Origin of the sequence: Tatumella sp. JGM130 (assembly GCF_018257525.1) — a bacterium.
Taxonomy (GTDB): Bacteria; Pseudomonadota; Gammaproteobacteria; order Enterobacterales; family Enterobacteriaceae; genus Tatumella; species Tatumella punctata.
This window is the reverse complement of the sequence record NZ_JAERJS010000003.1, coordinates 13,594-30,825: the sequence shown is the minus strand read 5'-3', so window position 1 is coordinate 30,825 and position 17,232 is coordinate 13,594. Positions and strand designations below refer to the sequence as shown.

Genomic DNA, 17,232 nt, shown 5'->3' with positions numbered 1-17,232 from the left:
TTATTATTTATTTTAATTTTTATGATTAACCTCCGGTTATTAATTCACTGGAAGCTCATAGTTAAAAAACAAAACTCAGGAGGGAAACATCGCCGGATACCCGATATGCAGTGATAAGAATATTACAGATTAAGGTGCTTTATAAGGGAATAACGGAGTAAATAAGGGAGAGCAGGATGGCGGTATATGTGAAATTAGCGGAACAGATAATTGAAGCTGTTGGCGGTGTGGGAAATATAAATACAGTGGTCCATTGTGCAACCCGGCTTCGGTTTAAACTGTATACTCCGCCTCAGGGGGCAGCGGAAAAAATTAAATCCCTTGAGCAGGTGATTGCCGTGGTGGAGAGCGGTGGTCAGTTTCAGGTAGTAATTGGCCAGCAGGTCGGTGATGTATTCCGGTGCATTGAAGAGTATCTCAGAGCAGAGCCCGTATTACAGGCACCATTAGCCACGGAAAAAACACCGCCTGCGGGTAATCTGCTGGCACGATTTATTGATCTGGTCTCGGGCATTTTTACTCCGGTATTAAGTGTTATGGCGGCTTCCGGCATTCTTAAAGGATTTCTGGCGCTGGCCGTGGCGACGGAAATATTATCACCTGCCAGCGGAACCTATCAGATATGGTTTGCTGCCAGTGATGCATTGTTTTATTTCTTCCCACTGGTATTAGGTTATACGGCAGGTAAAAAGTTTGGTGGTTCACCGTTTCTGACAATGGCAGCAGGCGGAACGCTGGTACATCCGTTGATCCTGAGTCTGAATGAGGCGGGTGCATCAACGGAAGCTGCCACCTTTTTTGGTATCCCGCTGACCTTTATTAATTACAGCTCTTCGGTGATCCCGATAATTTTTGCAGCCTGGATTTGCTGCTGGCTGGAAAAACACCTGCACCGGCGTTTACCCATCGCCATCCGTAATTTTGCCACGCCTTTTTTTTGTTTGCTGGCGATAGTTCCGCTGACATTTCTGGTGATTGGCCCATTATCCACATGGCTCAGTCAGTTGCTGGCAGGCGGATATCAGTGGATCTATGACATTGCGCCCTGGATTGCAGGAATGTTTCTTGGTGCAGTCTGGCAGGTATGCGTTATTTTCGGTTTGCACTGGGGGCTGGTGCCAGTGGCGATTAATAACCTGAGTGTTCTGGGCTTCGATACGATTATCCCTTTATTACTGCCGGCAGTACTGGGACAGGCGGGGGCTGCGCTGGGGGTTTTCTTTGCCTGCCGTGACAAGCAGCTGAAAATGCTGGCTGGCACCTCAGTGACTGCGGGGATTTTCGGTATCACCGAACCTGCTATTTATGGTGTCACTTTACCTCTGAAACGTCCTTTTTTGTTTGGCTGTATTGCCGGAGGTATCGGCGGGGGCATTGTCGGCCTGTTTCAGGTGAAGGTCTGGTCATTTGGTTTAGTCAGTGTATTTTCTTTTGCACAGATGATCCCGGCGCAAGGGGTTGATCTTACAGTATGGGGAGCGATTGCCGGATCCCTGATCGCGTTGATCCTTTCCTGTCTGTTGACATTTTTGTTTGGTATCCCACGTTCAGCGATCCGTGCTGCGGAATAATATACCAGACAGATTTCGCAGTGTCCGGGACGGAAAAGCCGGTGACAGAATAGCCCCCGCAGCGGCGATAACTCTGACCTGACAGTAAACGCGCCCGAAAAAGATTACCGACTATCTAAGGAGAGATAAATGAAACTGTTTCCGGAAACATTTTTATGGGGAGGGGCCATTGCGGCAAACCAGGTGGAGGGCGCATGGCAGGAAGACGGCAAAGGGCTTTCAACGTCGGATGTCCACCCTCAGGGGATTTTTGGCGGTATTGATCAGCGCCAGCCGGCCAGCGGTCAGCTGAAAGATATTGCGATCGATTTCTATCATCGTTATCCGCAGGATATTGCTCTGTTTGCCGAAATGGGGTTTAGCTGTCTGCGCCTGTCGATTGCCTGGACGCGTATATTTCCGCGTGGCGATGAAACCACACCCAATGAAGCCGGACTGGCCTATTACGATAAGATTTTTGCCGAGTTAGAGCAGCACGGTATCCAGCCGATGGTTACTTTATCCCATTACGAGATGCCCTGGGCACTGGTCTCTGAATACGGGGGATGGGGTAACCGCCAGCTTATTGGTTTCTTTATGAATTATGCCAGAGTATTTTTTACACGCTACCGTGAGCAGGTGAAGTTATGGCTGACATTTAACGAAATCAATATGTCACTTCATGCACCGGTGACGGGTATTGGTATTGCTTCAGACAGCTCCCTGAGCAATATTTACCAGGCAATTCATCATCAGCTGGTGGCCAGTGGTCTGGCGGTACAAGCCTGTCATGAAATTATCCCGGCAGCGAAAATCGGTAATATGCTGCTGGGGGGGCTGGTCTATCCGTTAACCAGCCGCCCTGCAGACGTGTGGGTAGCAATGCAGGAAAATCATCACTGGCTGTTTTTTGGTGATATTCAGGTCAGGGGAGAGTACCCGGGCTATATGCTGCGCTATTTCAGGGAGAATAATATCCGGCTGTATATTACTGAAGAAGATGATGCAGCCCTGAAACACAGTGTGGATTTTGTCTCATTCAGCTATTACATGTCCGGGTGTGCCAGCGCAGATGCTGCCCGGCATCAGTCCTGTCCGGCAAATATTCTGAATATGATCCCGAACCCGCATTTGACTGCATCGGAATGGGGCTGGCAGATCGATCCCCTCGGGCTGCGTGTATTACTGAATCTACTCTGGGATCGTTATCACAAACCGTTGTTTATTGTTGAAAACGGGTTGGGGGCCAGAGATCAGCTGACAGAAGATCATCAGGTTATCGATGATTACCGGATAAGCTACCTGAATGATCATTTACAGCAGGTCAGGGAAGCCCTGGAGGACGGTGTGAATATACTCGGTTATACCAGCTGGGGGCCGATTGATTTAGTCAGTGCCTCGAAAGGTGAACTGTCAAAACGCTATGGCTTTATTTATGTGGATCGCCATGATGATGGCAGTGGCAGCTTACAGCGTTACCGCAAAAAGAGCTTTGGGTGGTATCAGTCAGTTATTGCCAGCCGCGGAGCGATATTGAAATAAATCCGGTGCTGATTGCCCCTTTACGGGAAAGGGGCAATAGCACAAAACATCAGTCCTTTTTACGCTGGAATGATGGCTGGTGGAAATAGTGATTATCTTCCCAGCGCAGCATTGTCAGGCTGCCGCCCCAGCAGCAGCCGGTATCCAGTGCAATAACCCCTTGCGGGGTCCCTTTCCCTTCCAGCGATGCCCAGTGGCCGAAAACAATCGTGTAATTCTCACGTACCGGACTGCTCAGCTGAAACCAGGGCCTGAGCGGCGGTATCGCTTTTTCCGGCGTATCTTTACAGATCATATCCAGCTGCCCGTTAGGGAAGCAATAGCGCATACGGGTCAGGGCATTGGCGCTGAACCTGAGCTTAGACAAACCGCTCAGTTCTTCAGACCAGTTATTTGGCATATCGCCGTACATGGCATCCAGAAATAGCGGATAAGTATCGCTGGCTAAAACGGCTTCCAGTTCTCTGGCACAGTTGCTGGCGGTCTCGATATCCCATTGAGGGGTAATACCGGCATGAGCCATCACCAGTTTTTTGTCTTCATCAACCTGCAATACTGGCTGACGACGCAGCCAGTTAATCAGCTCATCACAGTCAGCCGCCGCCAGTAGCGGGGCAAGATTATCTTTGGGTTTATTACGGCTGATTCCGGCGTAAACCGCCAGAATATGCAAATCATGGTTACCGAGCACCAGACGAACAGAATCACCCAGCGATTTTACTTTGCGTAACACCGCCAGTGAATCCGGCCCGCGGGCCACCAGATCCCCGGTCAGCCAAAGTTCATCGGCAGACGGGTCAAAACTGACCTGGTCGAGTAACGCGCAGAATTCTGCGTAACAACCGTGAATATCGCCTATCAGATACGTACTCATGAAAATCCTGTCAGCATATAACATTTGACCTGTAGCACAGGCCGGCAGAAATGTTTAATGGAGGAGGGTGGCAACCGCCAGTCGGAACACAGGCACAGGCGTATGGAACTCCTCACCCTGTTCGTCCTGCATGACATAGTGCCCTTGCATGGTGCCAATCGGGGTTTCCAGAACTGCACCACTGGTGTACTGGTACTCTTCGCCCGGCGCAATAACCGGTTGTTCACCGACCACGCCCTCACCCCGTACCTCTGTTTCGTTACCATCTCCATTGGTGATCAGCCAGTAGCGCTCACGCAGACAGACCGTATTGTGGCCTAAATTACGGATGGTAATCGTATAGGCAAAAACATAGCGGCCGGCTTCCGGTTGTGACTGTGAAGCCACATAAAATGTCTGCACATTAACGTAAACGCGTCTGGATGCACTCATGGTTCAGCTCTCCCGGGGATGTTCCGGATGTTCTGTCAGCCAGTGTGCCAGCTGGCAGTATTGCGCAATACTGATGTTTTCTGCACGCAGATTATTATCAATGCCCAGCTCAGTCAGTACGCTTTCAGGGAATAAATGGCCGAGGCTGTTACGCAGTGTTTTACGGCGCTTGCCAAAGGCTTCGGTAGTAATACGGCTTAAGACTTTCACATCGACGGCCGGATAAGGCGAATCCGTATGCGGGATCAAACGCACCACCGCGGAGTCGACTTTGGGTGGCGGGGTAAAGGAATGAGGGGGCACTTCCAGTACCGGGATCACCTGACAATAGTATTGCGCCATCACGGTAAGACGTCCGTAAGCTTTGCTGCCCGGTCCGGCAACCAGTCGGTTAACCACTTCTTTCTGCAGCATAAAGTGCATATCTTTAATAGCACCCGGGTAGCTGAACAGATGGAACATCAGTGGGGTTGAAATATTATAGGGCAGGTTACCAAACACCCGCAGTGGCTGCCCGCGTTCAGCTGCCAGTTCTGCGAAGTTGAATGTCATGGCATCCTGCTGGAACAGGGTCAGCTTCGGACCGAGGAACGGATGAGTCTGCAAACGGGCTGCCAGATCACGATCGAGTTCGATCACGGTCAGGGCATCCAGTTTTTCACCGACAGGTTCAGTCAGTGCCCCGAGACCCGGGCCGATTTCTACCAGCGCATCACTTTTTTGCGGATGGATAGCAGAAACAATACTATCGATAATGTACTGGTCGTTAAGGAAGTTTTGCCCGAAACGTTTACGGGCGTAGTGCCCCTGGTGGACGCGATTATTCATTACTGCTCTTAATCATAGTAGTGGCGAGTTTGATCGCCGTGATAAAGCTTCCCGGATCTGCCTGCCCGGTACCGGCTAATTCAAGCGCGGTGCCATGGTCAACAGAGGTCCGGATAAATGGCAGGCCAAGGGTAATATTTACCGCACGGCCAAAACCCTGGTATTTTAACACCGGTAATCCCTGATCGTGATACATTGCCAGCACTGCATCCGCATTTTGCAGATATTTAGGCTGGAACAGAGTATCGGCAGGTAGCGGACCGGTCAGCATAATTCCCTGCTGACGGAGCTCATTGAGGGCTGGTTCAATCACATCGATCTCTTCATGCCCCATATGGCCTCCCTCTCCGGCATGGGGATTCAGTCCGCACACCAGGATCCGCGGCTGCGGAATATGGAATTTATGTTGCAGGTCATGATGGAGGATCGTAATAACCTGATGCAGGTTATCGCGGGTAATCGCCGCCGACACCTCTTTCAGTGGCAGGTGGGTGGTTGCCAGAGCAACACGTAACCCGGTGGTTGCCAGCATCATCACTACTTTCTGGCAACCTGCGCGGTCGGCGAAAAATTCCGTATGCCCGGTAAAAGGAATACCGGCATCGTTGATAACCCCTTTATGAACCGGCCCGGTGACCAGGGCAGAAAAATTTCCCTTCAGGCAGCCATCGCTGGCGGCTGATAAACTGCGTAACACATAGTCGCTGTTAGCCACCGACAGATGTCCTGCCGTTACCGGAGCATTAAGGGGCACCTGCAGCAGCGTTAAGCTGCCGGCTTTCTGCGGGCGGGCTGGTTCATCCGGCCGGTACTCAGACAGGGTCAGAGGCAGACCAGGTTGTGCGGCCCGATCCAGTAGCAGTTGTCTGTCGGCACAGACCACCAGCTCGGCCGGCCAGTCATATGCGGCCAGCTGTACGGTTAAATCAGGACCAATCCCGGCAGGTTCACCGGGTGTGATCACTATCCGCGGGATATCAGCCATTGTTATCCAGAACTTTCACATACGCTTCAGCACGTTGTTCCTGCATCCAGGTCTGTGCTTCTTCGGCGAATTTACGGTTAAACAGCATCCGGTAGGCGCGGTCTTTGTCCGCATCCTGAGTACGGTCTACCTTGCGGGTATCCAGCAACTGAATCAGATGCCAGCCAAAAGAAGAACGGACCGGTGCACTGAGCTGACCTTTTTTCAGGTTCATTACCGCATCGCGGAAGGCAGGATCGTAAATATTAGGTGATGCCCAGCCGAGGTCACCGCCCTGGTTCGCTGAACCGGGATCGTCAGAAAAGCGTTTCGCGGCATCGGCAAAACTGATTTTTCCGCTGTTGATCTCATCAGAAAGCTGCTGGATTTTTGCACGTGCCTGCTGATCACTCATGATCGGTGATACTTTGATCAGAATATGGCGGGCATGCACTTCGGTGACAGAAACATTTTGTGTTTCGCCACGCATGTCGTTCACTTTCAGAATATGGAAGCCGACACCGGAACGGATAGGACCGACGATATCGCCTTTGCGGGCGGTACTCAGCGCCTGGCTGAACAGATTTGGCAATTCTTCAATTTTACCCCAGCCCATATTTCCGCCTTTCAGCGCCTGAGGATCGGCAGAGTAGGTGACCGCCATCTTACCGAAGTCAGCCCCTTTCTTCAGTTCACCGACCAGTTTTTTCGCCAGTGCTTCTTCATCGTCGACCTGTTGCTGAGTCGGATTTTCCGGCAGAGGCAGCAGGATCATGCTCAGATTAAGTTCAGTCCCCGGCACGTTCTGGTCAGCAATCTGTTTTGCCAGATTATCAACTTCCTGAGGAAGAATAGTGATACGGCTTCTGACCTCATTGTTGCGTACCGTAGAAATCAGCATTTCTTTACGGATCTGGCTGCGGTAGGTATTGTAATCAACACCGTCGTAGCTCAGTCGGCTGCGCAGCTGATCGAGGGTCATATGGTTCTGTGCCGCAATATTGCCGATAGCCTGGTCAAGCTCCTGATCGCTGATTTGAATACCGGCACGCTGTCCCATCTGGGAAATTATGCTGTCCATAATTTCCCGTTCAAGGATCTGATGATGCAGTGTCTGATCATCGGGTAATTGCTGGCCGGCTTCTTTTGCCTGAGTTTTCACGGTACTCATCATATTGTCGATGTCGCTTTCTAAAACAACACCGTTATTTACTACAGCTGCGACTTTATCAATCATCTGTGGTGCCGCAATCGCAGTCGCAGTTGTTGCAGTCATTGCTGCACCCAGAATCAGCATTCTCCAGTTCTTCATACTTTATCCATCGTTGTTACCGCGTTGCGGAGTTTACCGGCCATACATTACAACATCAAAACGCGGGCTGATAAGGGATAATTCCCTGATGCAGCATCTGGTCGGTTCCCAGGCCGTAGTTTGAACTCAGGCCACGGAATTCAATGTTGAATGAAATCTGGTTGTCATATTTACTTGTGTTATTTTCCCAGCCATTGATTTTACGCTCATATCCGACACGGATCGCGTAGCAACAAGAACTGTACTGAAGACCTAACAGCTGTTCTGCCGGCTTTCTATTACGGGTATCGTAATAGTATGCACCCACCACTGACCATGCATCGGCGATCGGCCAGCTTGCGGTGACTCCTGCCTGTGATATCCCGTTTTTATAAATCGGGTTAGTCAGCAGTGATGCATTATCCAGCGCCTGTGCGACGTATTCCGGGCTGCTGTAGCGATAGTTCAGCTGTACCATACGGTCTGTATCACGGCGGTATTCCAGAACCGCATTTCCCTGGGAAATATTATCCAGTTTGGTGTCATATTGCAGACCCCCGCGGATACCCCAGCGGTCACTGATTTTCCAGTATGTATCTCCGGCCCACGTCAGACTGCCACGGCTGTCGTTGTCATCAATTTGCGCAATTCCTGTACGTGCAGGGGTAAACGAATATATCTGACCCACAGAAACGTTAAAACGTTCAACCAGATTGTTATCATAAATCCGTGAAGTCACCCCGGTCGCCACCTGGTTAGCAGATGAAATACGATCCAGACCACTGTAGGTGCGGTCACGGAACAGCCCGGTATAATCCGTCTGCAGTAATGTGGAGTCGTAAGGATAAATATTGCTCTGATCACGATAAGGGGTGTACAGGTACTGTACCCGTGGTTCCAGTGTCTGGGTGTAACCCGGCGACCAGTCCATATCACGGTCAAACACCATCTTCCCGTCCACTTTAAACTGTGGCAGGGTCCGGTTGACTGAATGTTTCAGATGGTACAGGTTACTGTCATTATCATTGTAGTCATCGATATTGTCCTGCTGATAATGGGTTGCCAGTAATTTTGCTTCAGTGTTCAGGCTGGCCCAGCCATTGGACAGAGGCAGGTCGATGGTCGGTTCAATATGCAGCCGTGTCGCCCGTGGATAATTCGGGTTGGTATTGACGAAGCGGGCAAACTGACCATAGACATGAGTATCGAACGGACCGATATCATTCTGGTAAAGGTTTACATCCAGCTGCGGCAGGGTCCGATAAATATTGCTGCTGCTGTGGGAAAAGGTCTGGAAATCTTTGGTCGACAGGGTGGCATCCCAGTTAGTATCCGCGTAACCGATACTGAATTTCTGGTCGGCATAGCCATCGGTCGAGCTGTAATATTTAGAATCCAGATCGTTAAAATAATAGCTGTCGCTGACTTTGGTATAATCAACATTAAAACGCCAGTGCTGATCATAAACACCGTCATGACGCCAGTAGAACAGCCAGCGTTTAGAGCTGGTACCGTCCGCTATACCGCGTGCCGATTTTTCATTATTGTACTGACGGTCCGAGGGCAGGTAGTCCAGTTCCATTAAACCGCTGCCTAACACCGACAGATAACGGAATTCATTTTCCAGCTGCATCCCGCGTTTGCTCATATAGTGCGGGGTGATGGTGGCATCCATCTGCGGAGCAATATTCCAGTAATAAGGCAGCATAAATTCGAAGCCATTATTATTACCGTATTTTGCATTCGGGATCAGAAAGCCTGAACGACGCCGATCACCGATCGGCAGTTGTAAATAGGGGCTGTAAAAAATCGGCACCGGGCCGACTTTAAACCGGGCATTCCAGATTTCAGCAACCTGTTCCTGACGGTCTTCGATAATTTCAGATCCTGCCACACTCCAGCTGTTGTCGCCGGGCAGACAGGAGGTAAAGTTACCATTTTCCAGAATCGTATAACGGTTATTACCGCGCAGTTTCATCTGCTCAGCACTGCCGCGCCCCTGGCGGCCGACCATCTGATAATCACCGTCCCAGACGTTGGTATCTTTGGTATTCAGATCAGACCAGGCTTTAGGCCCCTTAAGAATTACCTGATTATCATCATAATGCACATTTCCCAATGCATCGACGGTGCGTGTCGGTATACTCTGCCCGGGCTGCTGACGCTGGTGAAGTTGTATTTCATCAGCCTGAAGTTGTCCGTTACCTTGATTTACGCTGACCTTCCCGGAAAAAACAGAATCGTTCGGGTAGGTCCCTTTGGCGGAATCAGAATGAATAGTAACAGGCTGCTGATTTGGCGTACCGGTAGTTAATGGACGATTATAAGAAGGTACGCCCAGCATACACTGTGACATCAGGTCATCTGCAAAGGTATGCTGGCTGTAGAGCGCTGCACCAATCATCGTGGCCAGCAGGGTTGGTAATCTTTTGTTCATACGTAGTATCAAGGATTCCGTTAAAACTGGCATCATGCCGACAATCAGACGGGGACTAACTTACCGCATAATAGCACTGGTGTTAATCCTGATCTCTTCTGTTTGCCGATAGGCGGTTAACCAAATGACAGGTATGATAATGGAAATTTCGGCCTTAAGCATGGCGAATTGAGGAGTTTATGCGCTATTGGGGTAAAGTAATTGGATTAATTATCGGGATTTTTTCCGGTGCAGGTTTCTGGGGAATTATCCTCGGGGTGATGATCGGCCATGCATTCGATAAAGTCCGGATGAGTAAAGGCCGTGGCTATTTTTCTGATAACCAGTCACGACAGAACCTGTTTTTTCGCACAACCTTTCAGGTCATGGGGCATCTGACTAAGTCGAAAGGCAGGGTGACCGAGGCCGATATTCAGGTGGCATCGGCATTTATGGACCGTCTGCAACTGCATGGCGATTCAAGACGTTCGGCACAGCAAGCCTTCCGCGAAGGTAAAGACAGCCAGTATCCGTTGCGGGAGAAATTACGCGAATTCCGCAGTGCCTGTTTTGGCCGGTTTGATTTAATCAGGATGTTTCTGGAAATCCAGGTGCAGGCAGCGTTTGCCGACGGAGTATTGCATCCCAGTGAACGGCAGGTCCTGTATGTGATAGCTGAAGAACTGGGCATTTCCCGGCCGCAGTTTGATCAGTTTTTACGGATGATGACCGGCGGCGAACAGTTTAGCGGTGGTGGATACTCTTATCAGGGCGGATATCAGCAGGCTCAGCGCGGGCCGACCCTGGACGATGCCTGTAGTGTGCTGGGCGTTAATCCCGATGACGACAGCACCACCATAAAACGTGCCTATCGTAAACTGATGTCTGAACATCACCCCGATAAGCTGGTAGCGAAAGGTCTGCCGCCGGAAATGATGGAAATGGCAAAACAGAAAACGCAAAAAATCCAGTCAGCCTATGACCTTATCCGCAAAGAGAAAGGCTTTAAATAACCACAATGACGGGCATTACCGGATCACCGGACATGCCCGTTTTGCCGGTTATTCGTTTCAGAAATCCGCCGGCTGACGAAATGTCATCGGGGTTCCGTAAGCCGGATGTGTGATGGTCAGAGACTCCGCATGCAGTAACAAACGGCTGGCCAGCGCTTTTGCCTGCGGATGGGCATAAAAGCCATCCCCCAGTATCGGATGTCCCAGTGCCAGCATATGCACCCGAAGCTGATGCGAGCGCCCGGTTATTGGTTTTAACTCGACCCGGCAACTGACGGCATCACAATACTCCATTACCCGCCATTCTGTCCGGGCCGCTTTACCCGTTTCAAAGCAGACTTTTTGCCTGGGCCGGTTAGGCCAGTCACAGATCAATGGCAGGTCGACCAGCCCCTTTTCTGTCGCCGGATGTCCCCAGATACGGGCAATATAGGTTTTCTGTGGTTCCCGTTCCCGAAACTGTCGTTTCAGCTCTCGCTCTGCTGCTTTGGTTAAGGCCACGACGATAACGCCGCTGGTGGCCATATCCAGCCGGTGAACTGACTGTGCGTCCGGATAATCACGCTGTATTCTCAGCATGACACTGTCATGATGCTCAGGTAAGCGGCCGGGCACTGACAACAGGCCGCTGGGTTTATTGACCACGATAATATGGCTGTCCTGGTACAGAATATGCAGCCAGGGCTCAAGAGGGGGATTATAAGGTTCCATAAGCTATCCATCGGGAGACCCGCAGGCCTCCCGTTACCGGTGACAGATTACTGATGTGTGACCACGATCAGTCGTAATGCATCCAGCCGCCAGTTTGCTTCAGCAAGGTTGTCCATCACCTCCTGACGATTTGTTTCCACAGCCTCGACTTCGTCATCGCGAATGTTCGGGTTAACCGCCTGCAGTGCCCGCAGTCGCGCCAGTTCGGCGCTCAGCGTCTCATCTGCCTGGCGGCGAGCCTGTTCAATGATCTCTCTGGCATCGCTGGCAACCATTTCTTCACCGCGGGTCAGAATCTGATACACATCCTGCTGAACCGCGTTCACCAGTTTGCTGCCCGTATGACGGTTAACCGCAGTTAACTGACGGTTAAAGCTTTCAAATTCTACTTTAGCCGCCAGGTTATTACCGGCTTTATCCAACAGTAAACGGACAGGTGTCGGTGGCAGGAAGCGGGTCAGTTGCAGGTGTTTCGGTGCCTGGGCTTCAACCACATACATCAGCTCTACCAGCAGGGTACCGACCGGTAATGCTTTATTCTTCAGTAAAGAAATAGCACTACTGCCCGTATCCCCTGACAGGATCAGGTCCAGTCCGTTGCGGATCAGCGGATGTTCCCAGGTAATAAACTGGGTATCTTCGCGGGACAACGCCTGTTCGCGGTTAAAAGTGATGGTACAACCTTCTTCCGGCAGTCCCGGGAAATCCGGCACCAGCATATGATCCGACGGGGTAAGGACAATCAGGTTATCGCTGCGGTCGTCCTGGTTGATCCCGACAATATCAAACAGGTTCAGGGCAAAATTCACCAGCCCGGTATCATTGTCCTGTGCGGCAATCGCATCGGCCAGCTCTGTCGCTTGTTCACCGCCATTAGAGTTCAGTTCCAGCAGGCGATCACGGCCTTGTTCCAGCTGTGATTTCAGGGCATCGTGCTGCTGGCGGCTGTCGGCAATAAATTCGTCCAGTCCGGCAGTATCTTCCGGAGAAGCCAGATACTTGAGTAATTGCGGATGAACGCGGTCATACACGGTACGGCCGGTAGGGCAGGTGTGTTCAAATGCATCCAGACCTTCGTGGAACCAGCGTAATAATACGGCCTGGGCAGTATTTTCCAGCCATGGCACCAGAATCTGAATATCATGCTGCTGACCAATGCGATCAAGGCGACCAATACGTTGTTCCAGCAGGTCGGGGTTGAAAGGTAAATCAAACATCACCAGACGGCTGGCGAACTGGAAGTTACGGCCTTCGGATCCAATCTCTGAACACAGCAGTACCTGAGCCCCTTCTTCCTGAGAAGCGAAAAATGCCGAGGCTTTGTCCCGCTCAATAATCGACAGACCTTCATGGAAGACCGCTGCACGGATACCTTCACGCTCACGCAGGAACTGTTCCAGCTGTAAGGCGGTCGCCGCTTTGGCGCAGATCACCAGGACTTTTTCTTTACGATTTTCCAGCAGGTAGTTGGTCAGCCATTCGACACGCGGGTCAAAGGCCCACCAGGTACCACTGTCTCCTTCAAATTCCTGATAAATCTGCTCAGGGTAGAGCATATCCCGGGCCCGATCTTCTGCACTCTTACGGGCTCCCATAATGCCGGAAACCTTGATGGCCGTCTGGTACTGGGAAGGCAGTGGCAGACGGAATTGCTGTAACTGGCGGGACGGAAAGCCTTTGACGCCCTGACGGGTATTACGAAACAGAACGCGGCTGGTACCATGACGATCCATCAGGAGGGAGACCAGTTTGTTACGCGCATCCAGACGTTGTTCATCCTGACCGTTAGCCTGTTCTATCAGCGGGCCGATATCCTGATCGCTGATCAGGTCGTTAATCATGGTCATTTCTGCGGGGCTGATCGGGTTGTCGGCCAGCAAAGAGGTAACGGCATCGGCCACCGGCTGATACTTCTGCTGCTCTTCAACAAACAGATCGTAGTCATGGAAGCGGTCCGGGTCGAGCAGACGCAGGCGGGCAAAATGGCTTTCCATACCCAGCTGTTCAGGAGTCGCCGTCAGCAGTAATACTCCGGGGATATTCTCTGCCAGCTTTTCGACCACCAGATATTCCCGGCCGGCTTTGCCGTTATTCCAGGATAAGTGATGAGCTTCATCCACCACCATCAGGTCCCATTCGGCCTCGGCCATGGCTTCCAGGCGCTGTTTATTCTTGCAGGCAAACTCCAGTGAACAGATCACCAGCTGCTCTGTATAGAACGGGTTACTGGTATCAAACTGGGCTTCGTTATAACGTTCATCGTCAAACAGGGCGAAACGCAGGTTAAAGCGGCGTAGCATCTCGACCAGCCACTGGTGCTGTAAGGTTTCCGGGACAATGATTAATACCCGTTCTGCGCGGCCGGCCAGCAGCTGCTGCTGAATAATCATCCCGGCTTCGATGGTCTTACCGAGCCCGACTTCATCGGCCAGCAATACGCGGGGGGCGTGGCGGCGGCCAACATCATGGGCAATATGTAACTGATGGGGGATCAGGTTGGTCCGCATCCCGCGCAGGCCACTGACCGGCAGGCGGTACTGAGCACTCTGATATTTACGGGCGCGGAAACGCAGAGCAAAACGATCCATACGATCAAGCTGCCCGGCAAATAATCTGTCCTGAGGTTTACTGAATACCAGTTTACTGTCGAGCATCACTTCCCGCAGGCTGACATCGGTTTCCTGAGTGTCGGTCCGGACACCGGTATAGGTCATTATTCCGTCGTTATCCCGGACATTTTCTACGGTAAGCTGCCAGCCTTCATGGCTGGTGATCGTATCACCCGGGTTAAAAATAACGCGGGTAATGGGAGAATCATTGCGGGCATAAAGTCTGTTTTCGCCAGTTGCCGGAAAAAGTAAAGTGACCATACGTGCATCGATAGCGACGACCGTCCCCAGTCCAAGTTCACTTTCTGTATCACTAATCCAGCGCTGACCAAGTGTAAAAGGCATAAATAATTAGCTCGATTCTCTTAACATGTAAAAAGATATTCATGCTCTGCAGGCAATAGCATGGAGACCAGACAAGAGGTCTGGTAAATAAATGCAGAGCAATGAAATTCAGGGAGGGCGCTATGGTACTGGAAGGTGAGCCATTCGTCACCTATCAAAACAGCCCCAGTTGCCCGGTAATCAGTGTGGCGAAATTTCCACCGACGAAACCGAGTATCCCGTCAGCAACAGGTTCCAGCTGACGGCTCAGGTAATGATCATAGTCCGGAGGAGCGGTGAGTGCATTTAAAGGCTGCGGGCCACGGGTGGTCATCACATAGCGGATGGTGCCGCCTTGTTGATAGCGTAATGTCTGTCCTGCGAGACGGTGTTGCTGGTCAGCCAGCATAGCAGCCCGCGCATGAGGCGGAATATTTTTCTGGTACTCACTGAGCGGACGCCGCAGTCGTTTTGTATAAATTAACTGTTCATCCAGTTCACCGGCCATCAGCTGCTCCACCGTATCCCGGACATATTGCTGCCATGCCTGGCGGCGAAAAATAAGGTCATACAGTTTTTGCTGGAACTCTCTGGCCAGCGGGGTCCAGTCTGTGCGGACGTTCTCCAGTCCTTTAAAAATAATCTGGTCTTTACCGTGGTTATTCACCCGGCCGGCATAGCGTTTTTTGCTGCCCTGTTCGGCACCACGGATGGTAGGCATTAAAAAACGGCAGTAATGATTTTCATATTCCAGTTCCAGGGCGCTGGTCAGCATAAACCGGTCCGCCAGCTGTTTTCGCCACCAGTGGTTGACATTGTCTGCCAGTTGTCTGCCTGTCTCTTCGGCCTGTTGCTCACTGTGGGCCGTTTTCAGCCAGACAAAGATCGAGTCCGTATCACCATAGATTACCTCGTATCCCTGACGTTCAATAAAGTCGCGGGTCTGTTGCATAATTTCATGTCCGCGCAGGGTAATGGAAGACGCCAGTCGCGGATCAAAAAACCGGCAGGCGGGGGTACCAAGCACACCATAGAATGCGTTCATAATTATCTTTAATGCCTGAGACAAGGGCTGGTTAGCTTGCTGTTTAGCGTTATCCCTGTTTCGCCAAATCTGGTCAATGATTTCCGGCAGGCAGTGGACTGTTCTGGAAAAACGCGCACCGAGAAAACCGGCGACCGAGCTCTCTTCTGCCGGATGGGCCAGCCCCTCAGCCAGCCCGATGGGGTCAATCAGGAAAGTTTTGATTATTGACGGGTACAGACTTTTATAATCCAGCACCAGTACCGAATCATATAAACCCGGCCGCGAGTCCATGACGTAACCACCGGGGCTGGCGGACGGAGCGATTTCGCCGGTATTTGGCGCGACAAACCCGGCACGGTGCATACGCGGGATATACAAATGACTGAAAGAGGCCACCGAACCGCCGTGACGATCGGCCTGTAATCCATTGACACTGCTTCTTTCCAGCAGGAATGGCATCAGCTGTGTCTGTTCAAAAATCCGTGTTACCAGTTGACAATCCCGCAGGTTATAACGGGCCAGTGCCGGTTTATCGGTGGCAAAATTATGCGTGATTTCGGCCATCCGGTTGTCCGGGTCCCCGATCAGCTTGCTTTCACCCAGCAGTTCACGGGCGACATTTTCCAGACTGAAGGAGGAAAAATTACGAAAGGTTGAACGCAGCGCCTCAATGCCGTCAATAATCAGCCGGCCTGCCGCCATTGCCTGAAATGTACCCGGTTTGAATCCGTTCTCACGCCACTCCAGCAGGCTGTTACCGCGACCAAAGCGCAGCGGGATACGGTACCGTTCGGCATGTTTTTGCAGGATCTGCAGATCAAACTGTACCAGGTTCCAGCCGATGATAACATCCGGGTCATAGCGGGTAATCCACTGGTTAAGCATCTCCAGCAATTCCTGATGGCTGGCGGCATAGTCGAGACGGAAATCTGTCGGCGGATCGCCATCCGTTGCAGGGCCCAGCATCATCACCTGTTGCTGGCCACAGCCTTCAATACCGATACAGTAAAGTTCGCCCTGTGCGCTGGTTTCTATATCCAGTGACATCCATTTCAGGGCGGGCCGGTAATCCGGATGTGGCTTCAGGCGGGCATCAGTGATAACGGCCCCTTGCTGCTGGCCACTGAACCAGACCGGTGCGTTGATAAAACGTTCCATCAGGAAACGTTCCGCAGGCCGGATATCGGCTTCATACACGCGGATCCCATGTTCGCGAAACCGTTTTTCCAGCCGCTGAAGCTGACGGTATTGGTGGCAATACAGACCGGACAGGGGCTGGTGGCTGAAATCACGAAGCTGCAGAGGCGTCAGACGGACATTGTTTTCTCCGCGTAACAGGTTAGCTGCCTGTGCGGCTGCCGACTGCGGGATAAAGGCAACCGCCTGCTGAGGGGGGACCCGCAACTGTACCGGCCCGTTATCCGTAGCCAGCCAGAAGGTAAGTTCAATCCCGTGCGGGGTATCCCGCCAGTGACGGGTCAGTAAAAAACCGGGTTGCGGACTATTCACAGGATCTCCGGGGAACTGGGGAATAAGAGTATAACACAGCCGCGGGGCCGCCCCTGCAGGTATCAGGGGCGGCCTCGGCCTTTGTGTTGTATTTAAGGACACAGACTGCTTGACGTCTGTGTCCTCGCTCCGGACAATCCAG

At 51.6% G+C, this 17,232-nt stretch carries 11 protein-coding genes and 1 pseudogene; 3 read left to right on the top strand and 9 right to left on the bottom strand.

Annotation, left to right across the window (positions count from 1 at the left end):
* Nucleotides 1–176: 176 nt before the first annotated feature.
* Together JK211_RS02000 and JK211_RS01995 are read left to right on the top strand one after the other, a co-directional pair.
* Nucleotides 177–1,556: pseudogene (locus JK211_RS02000) on the top strand (PTS transporter subunit EIIC); the annotation flags it as partial.
* Between the two features lie 144 nt (nucleotides 1,557–1,700).
* The gene (locus tag JK211_RS01995; RefSeq protein ID WP_212707001.1) at nucleotides 1,701–3,092 is read left to right on the top strand and encodes a family 1 glycosylhydrolase; all 1,392 of its coding nucleotides are present in this window, start codon (nucleotides 1,701–1,703) and stop codon (nucleotides 3,090–3,092) included.
* Between the two features lie 49 nt (nucleotides 3,093–3,141).
* Here the strand turns inward: JK211_RS01995 and apaH are convergent, their stop codons facing one another.
* From apaH to lptD, 6 genes are read right to left on the bottom strand one after another with little or no spacing between them, the layout of a single operon-like run.
* Nucleotides 3,142–3,966 (bottom strand): bis(5'-nucleosyl)-tetraphosphatase (symmetrical) ApaH, encoded by an 825-nt coding sequence (gene apaH / locus JK211_RS01990; protein ID WP_212707000.1) that lies wholly within the window; start codon nucleotides 3,964–3,966, stop codon nucleotides 3,142–3,144.
* 54 nt (nucleotides 3,967–4,020) lie between these two features.
* On the bottom strand, nucleotides 4,021–4,398 hold the full coding sequence (apaG, locus tag JK211_RS01985) for a Co2+/Mg2+ efflux protein ApaG (RefSeq protein WP_212706999.1): 378 nt from the start codon (nucleotides 4,396–4,398) through the stop codon (nucleotides 4,021–4,023).
* Nucleotides 4,399–4,401: 3 nt separating this feature from the next.
* Nucleotides 4,402–5,226 carry a 16S rRNA (adenine(1518)-N(6)/adenine(1519)-N(6))-dimethyltransferase RsmA gene (gene rsmA / locus JK211_RS01980; protein ID WP_212706998.1) on the bottom strand — a complete coding sequence of 275 codons (825 nt, stop codon included), beginning with the start codon at nucleotides 5,224–5,226 and terminating at the stop codon, nucleotides 4,402–4,404.
* Complete coding sequence (pdxA, locus tag JK211_RS01975; RefSeq protein ID WP_212706997.1) at nucleotides 5,219–6,211, bottom strand: 4-hydroxythreonine-4-phosphate dehydrogenase PdxA; 993 nt, start codon at nucleotides 6,209–6,211, stop codon at nucleotides 5,219–5,221. The genes rsmA and pdxA overlap by 8 nt, the downstream gene beginning before the upstream one ends.
* Entirely contained in the window at nucleotides 6,204–7,502 is a 1,299-nt protein-coding gene (gene surA / locus JK211_RS01970; protein WP_212706996.1) for a peptidylprolyl isomerase SurA, read from the bottom strand. The genes pdxA and surA overlap by 8 nt, the downstream gene beginning before the upstream one ends.
* 55 nt (nucleotides 7,503–7,557) lie before the next feature.
* The gene (lptD, locus tag JK211_RS01965) at nucleotides 7,558–9,918 is read right to left on the bottom strand and encodes an LPS assembly protein LptD (protein ID WP_212706995.1); all 2,361 of its coding nucleotides are present in this window, start codon (nucleotides 9,916–9,918) and stop codon (nucleotides 7,558–7,560) included.
* Nucleotides 9,919–10,097: 179 nt separating this feature from the next.
* Between lptD and djlA the strand changes: the two genes are divergently transcribed.
* Complete coding sequence (gene djlA / locus JK211_RS01960) at nucleotides 10,098–10,910, top strand: co-chaperone DjlA (RefSeq protein ID WP_212706994.1); 813 nt, start codon at nucleotides 10,098–10,100, stop codon at nucleotides 10,908–10,910.
* Between the two features lie 57 nt (nucleotides 10,911–10,967).
* On the opposite strand, the gene rluA is transcribed toward djlA, so the two are convergent.
* From rluA to JK211_RS01945, 3 genes are all read right to left on the bottom strand, one after another.
* Entirely contained in the window at nucleotides 10,968–11,621 is a 654-nt protein-coding gene (gene rluA / locus JK211_RS01955) for a bifunctional tRNA pseudouridine(32) synthase/23S rRNA pseudouridine(746) synthase RluA (RefSeq protein ID WP_212706993.1), read from the bottom strand.
* Between the two features lie 47 nt (nucleotides 11,622–11,668).
* Nucleotides 11,669–14,575 carry an RNA polymerase-associated protein RapA gene (gene rapA / locus JK211_RS01950; RefSeq protein WP_212706992.1) on the bottom strand — a complete coding sequence of 969 codons (2,907 nt, stop codon included), beginning with the start codon at nucleotides 14,573–14,575 and terminating at the stop codon, nucleotides 11,669–11,671.
* A gap of 154 nt (nucleotides 14,576–14,729) precedes the next feature.
* Nucleotides 14,730–17,090, bottom strand: a complete 2,361-nt coding sequence (locus JK211_RS01945) for a DNA polymerase II (RefSeq protein WP_212706991.1) — start codon at nucleotides 17,088–17,090, stop codon at nucleotides 14,730–14,732.
* Nucleotides 17,091–17,232 lie beyond the last annotated feature (142 nt).

Excerpts from the sequence above, each read along its gene's own strand:
- surA (WP_212706996.1), bottom strand. The coding sequence starts at position 7,502 with ATGAAGAACTGGAGAATGCTGATTCTGGGTGCAGCAATGACTGCAACA.
- rluA (WP_212706993.1), bottom strand. The coding sequence starts at position 11,621 with ATGGAACCTTATAATCCCCCTCTTGAGCCCTGGCTGCATATTCTGTAC.
- JK211_RS01995 (WP_212707001.1), top strand. The coding sequence starts at position 1,701 with ATGAAACTGTTTCCGGAAACATTTTTATGGGGAGGGGCCATTGCGGCA.
- pdxA (WP_212706997.1), bottom strand. The coding sequence starts at position 6,211 with ATGGCTGATATCCCGCGGATAGTGATCACACCCGGTGAACCTGCCGGG.
- apaH (WP_212707000.1), bottom strand. The coding sequence starts at position 3,966 with ATGAGTACGTATCTGATAGGCGATATTCACGGTTGTTACGCAGAATTC.
- apaG (WP_212706999.1), bottom strand. The coding sequence starts at position 4,398 with ATGAGTGCATCCAGACGCGTTTACGTTAATGTGCAGACATTTTATGTG.
- rsmA (WP_212706998.1), bottom strand. The coding sequence starts at position 5,226 with ATGAATAATCGCGTCCACCAGGGGCACTACGCCCGTAAACGTTTCGGG.
- lptD (WP_212706995.1), bottom strand. The coding sequence starts at position 9,918 with ATGAACAAAAGATTACCAACCCTGCTGGCCACGATGATTGGTGCAGCG.
- rapA (WP_212706992.1), bottom strand. The coding sequence starts at position 14,575 with ATGCCTTTTACACTTGGTCAGCGCTGGATTAGTGATACAGAAAGTGAA.
- djlA (WP_212706994.1), top strand. The coding sequence starts at position 10,098 with ATGCGCTATTGGGGTAAAGTAATTGGATTAATTATCGGGATTTTTTCC.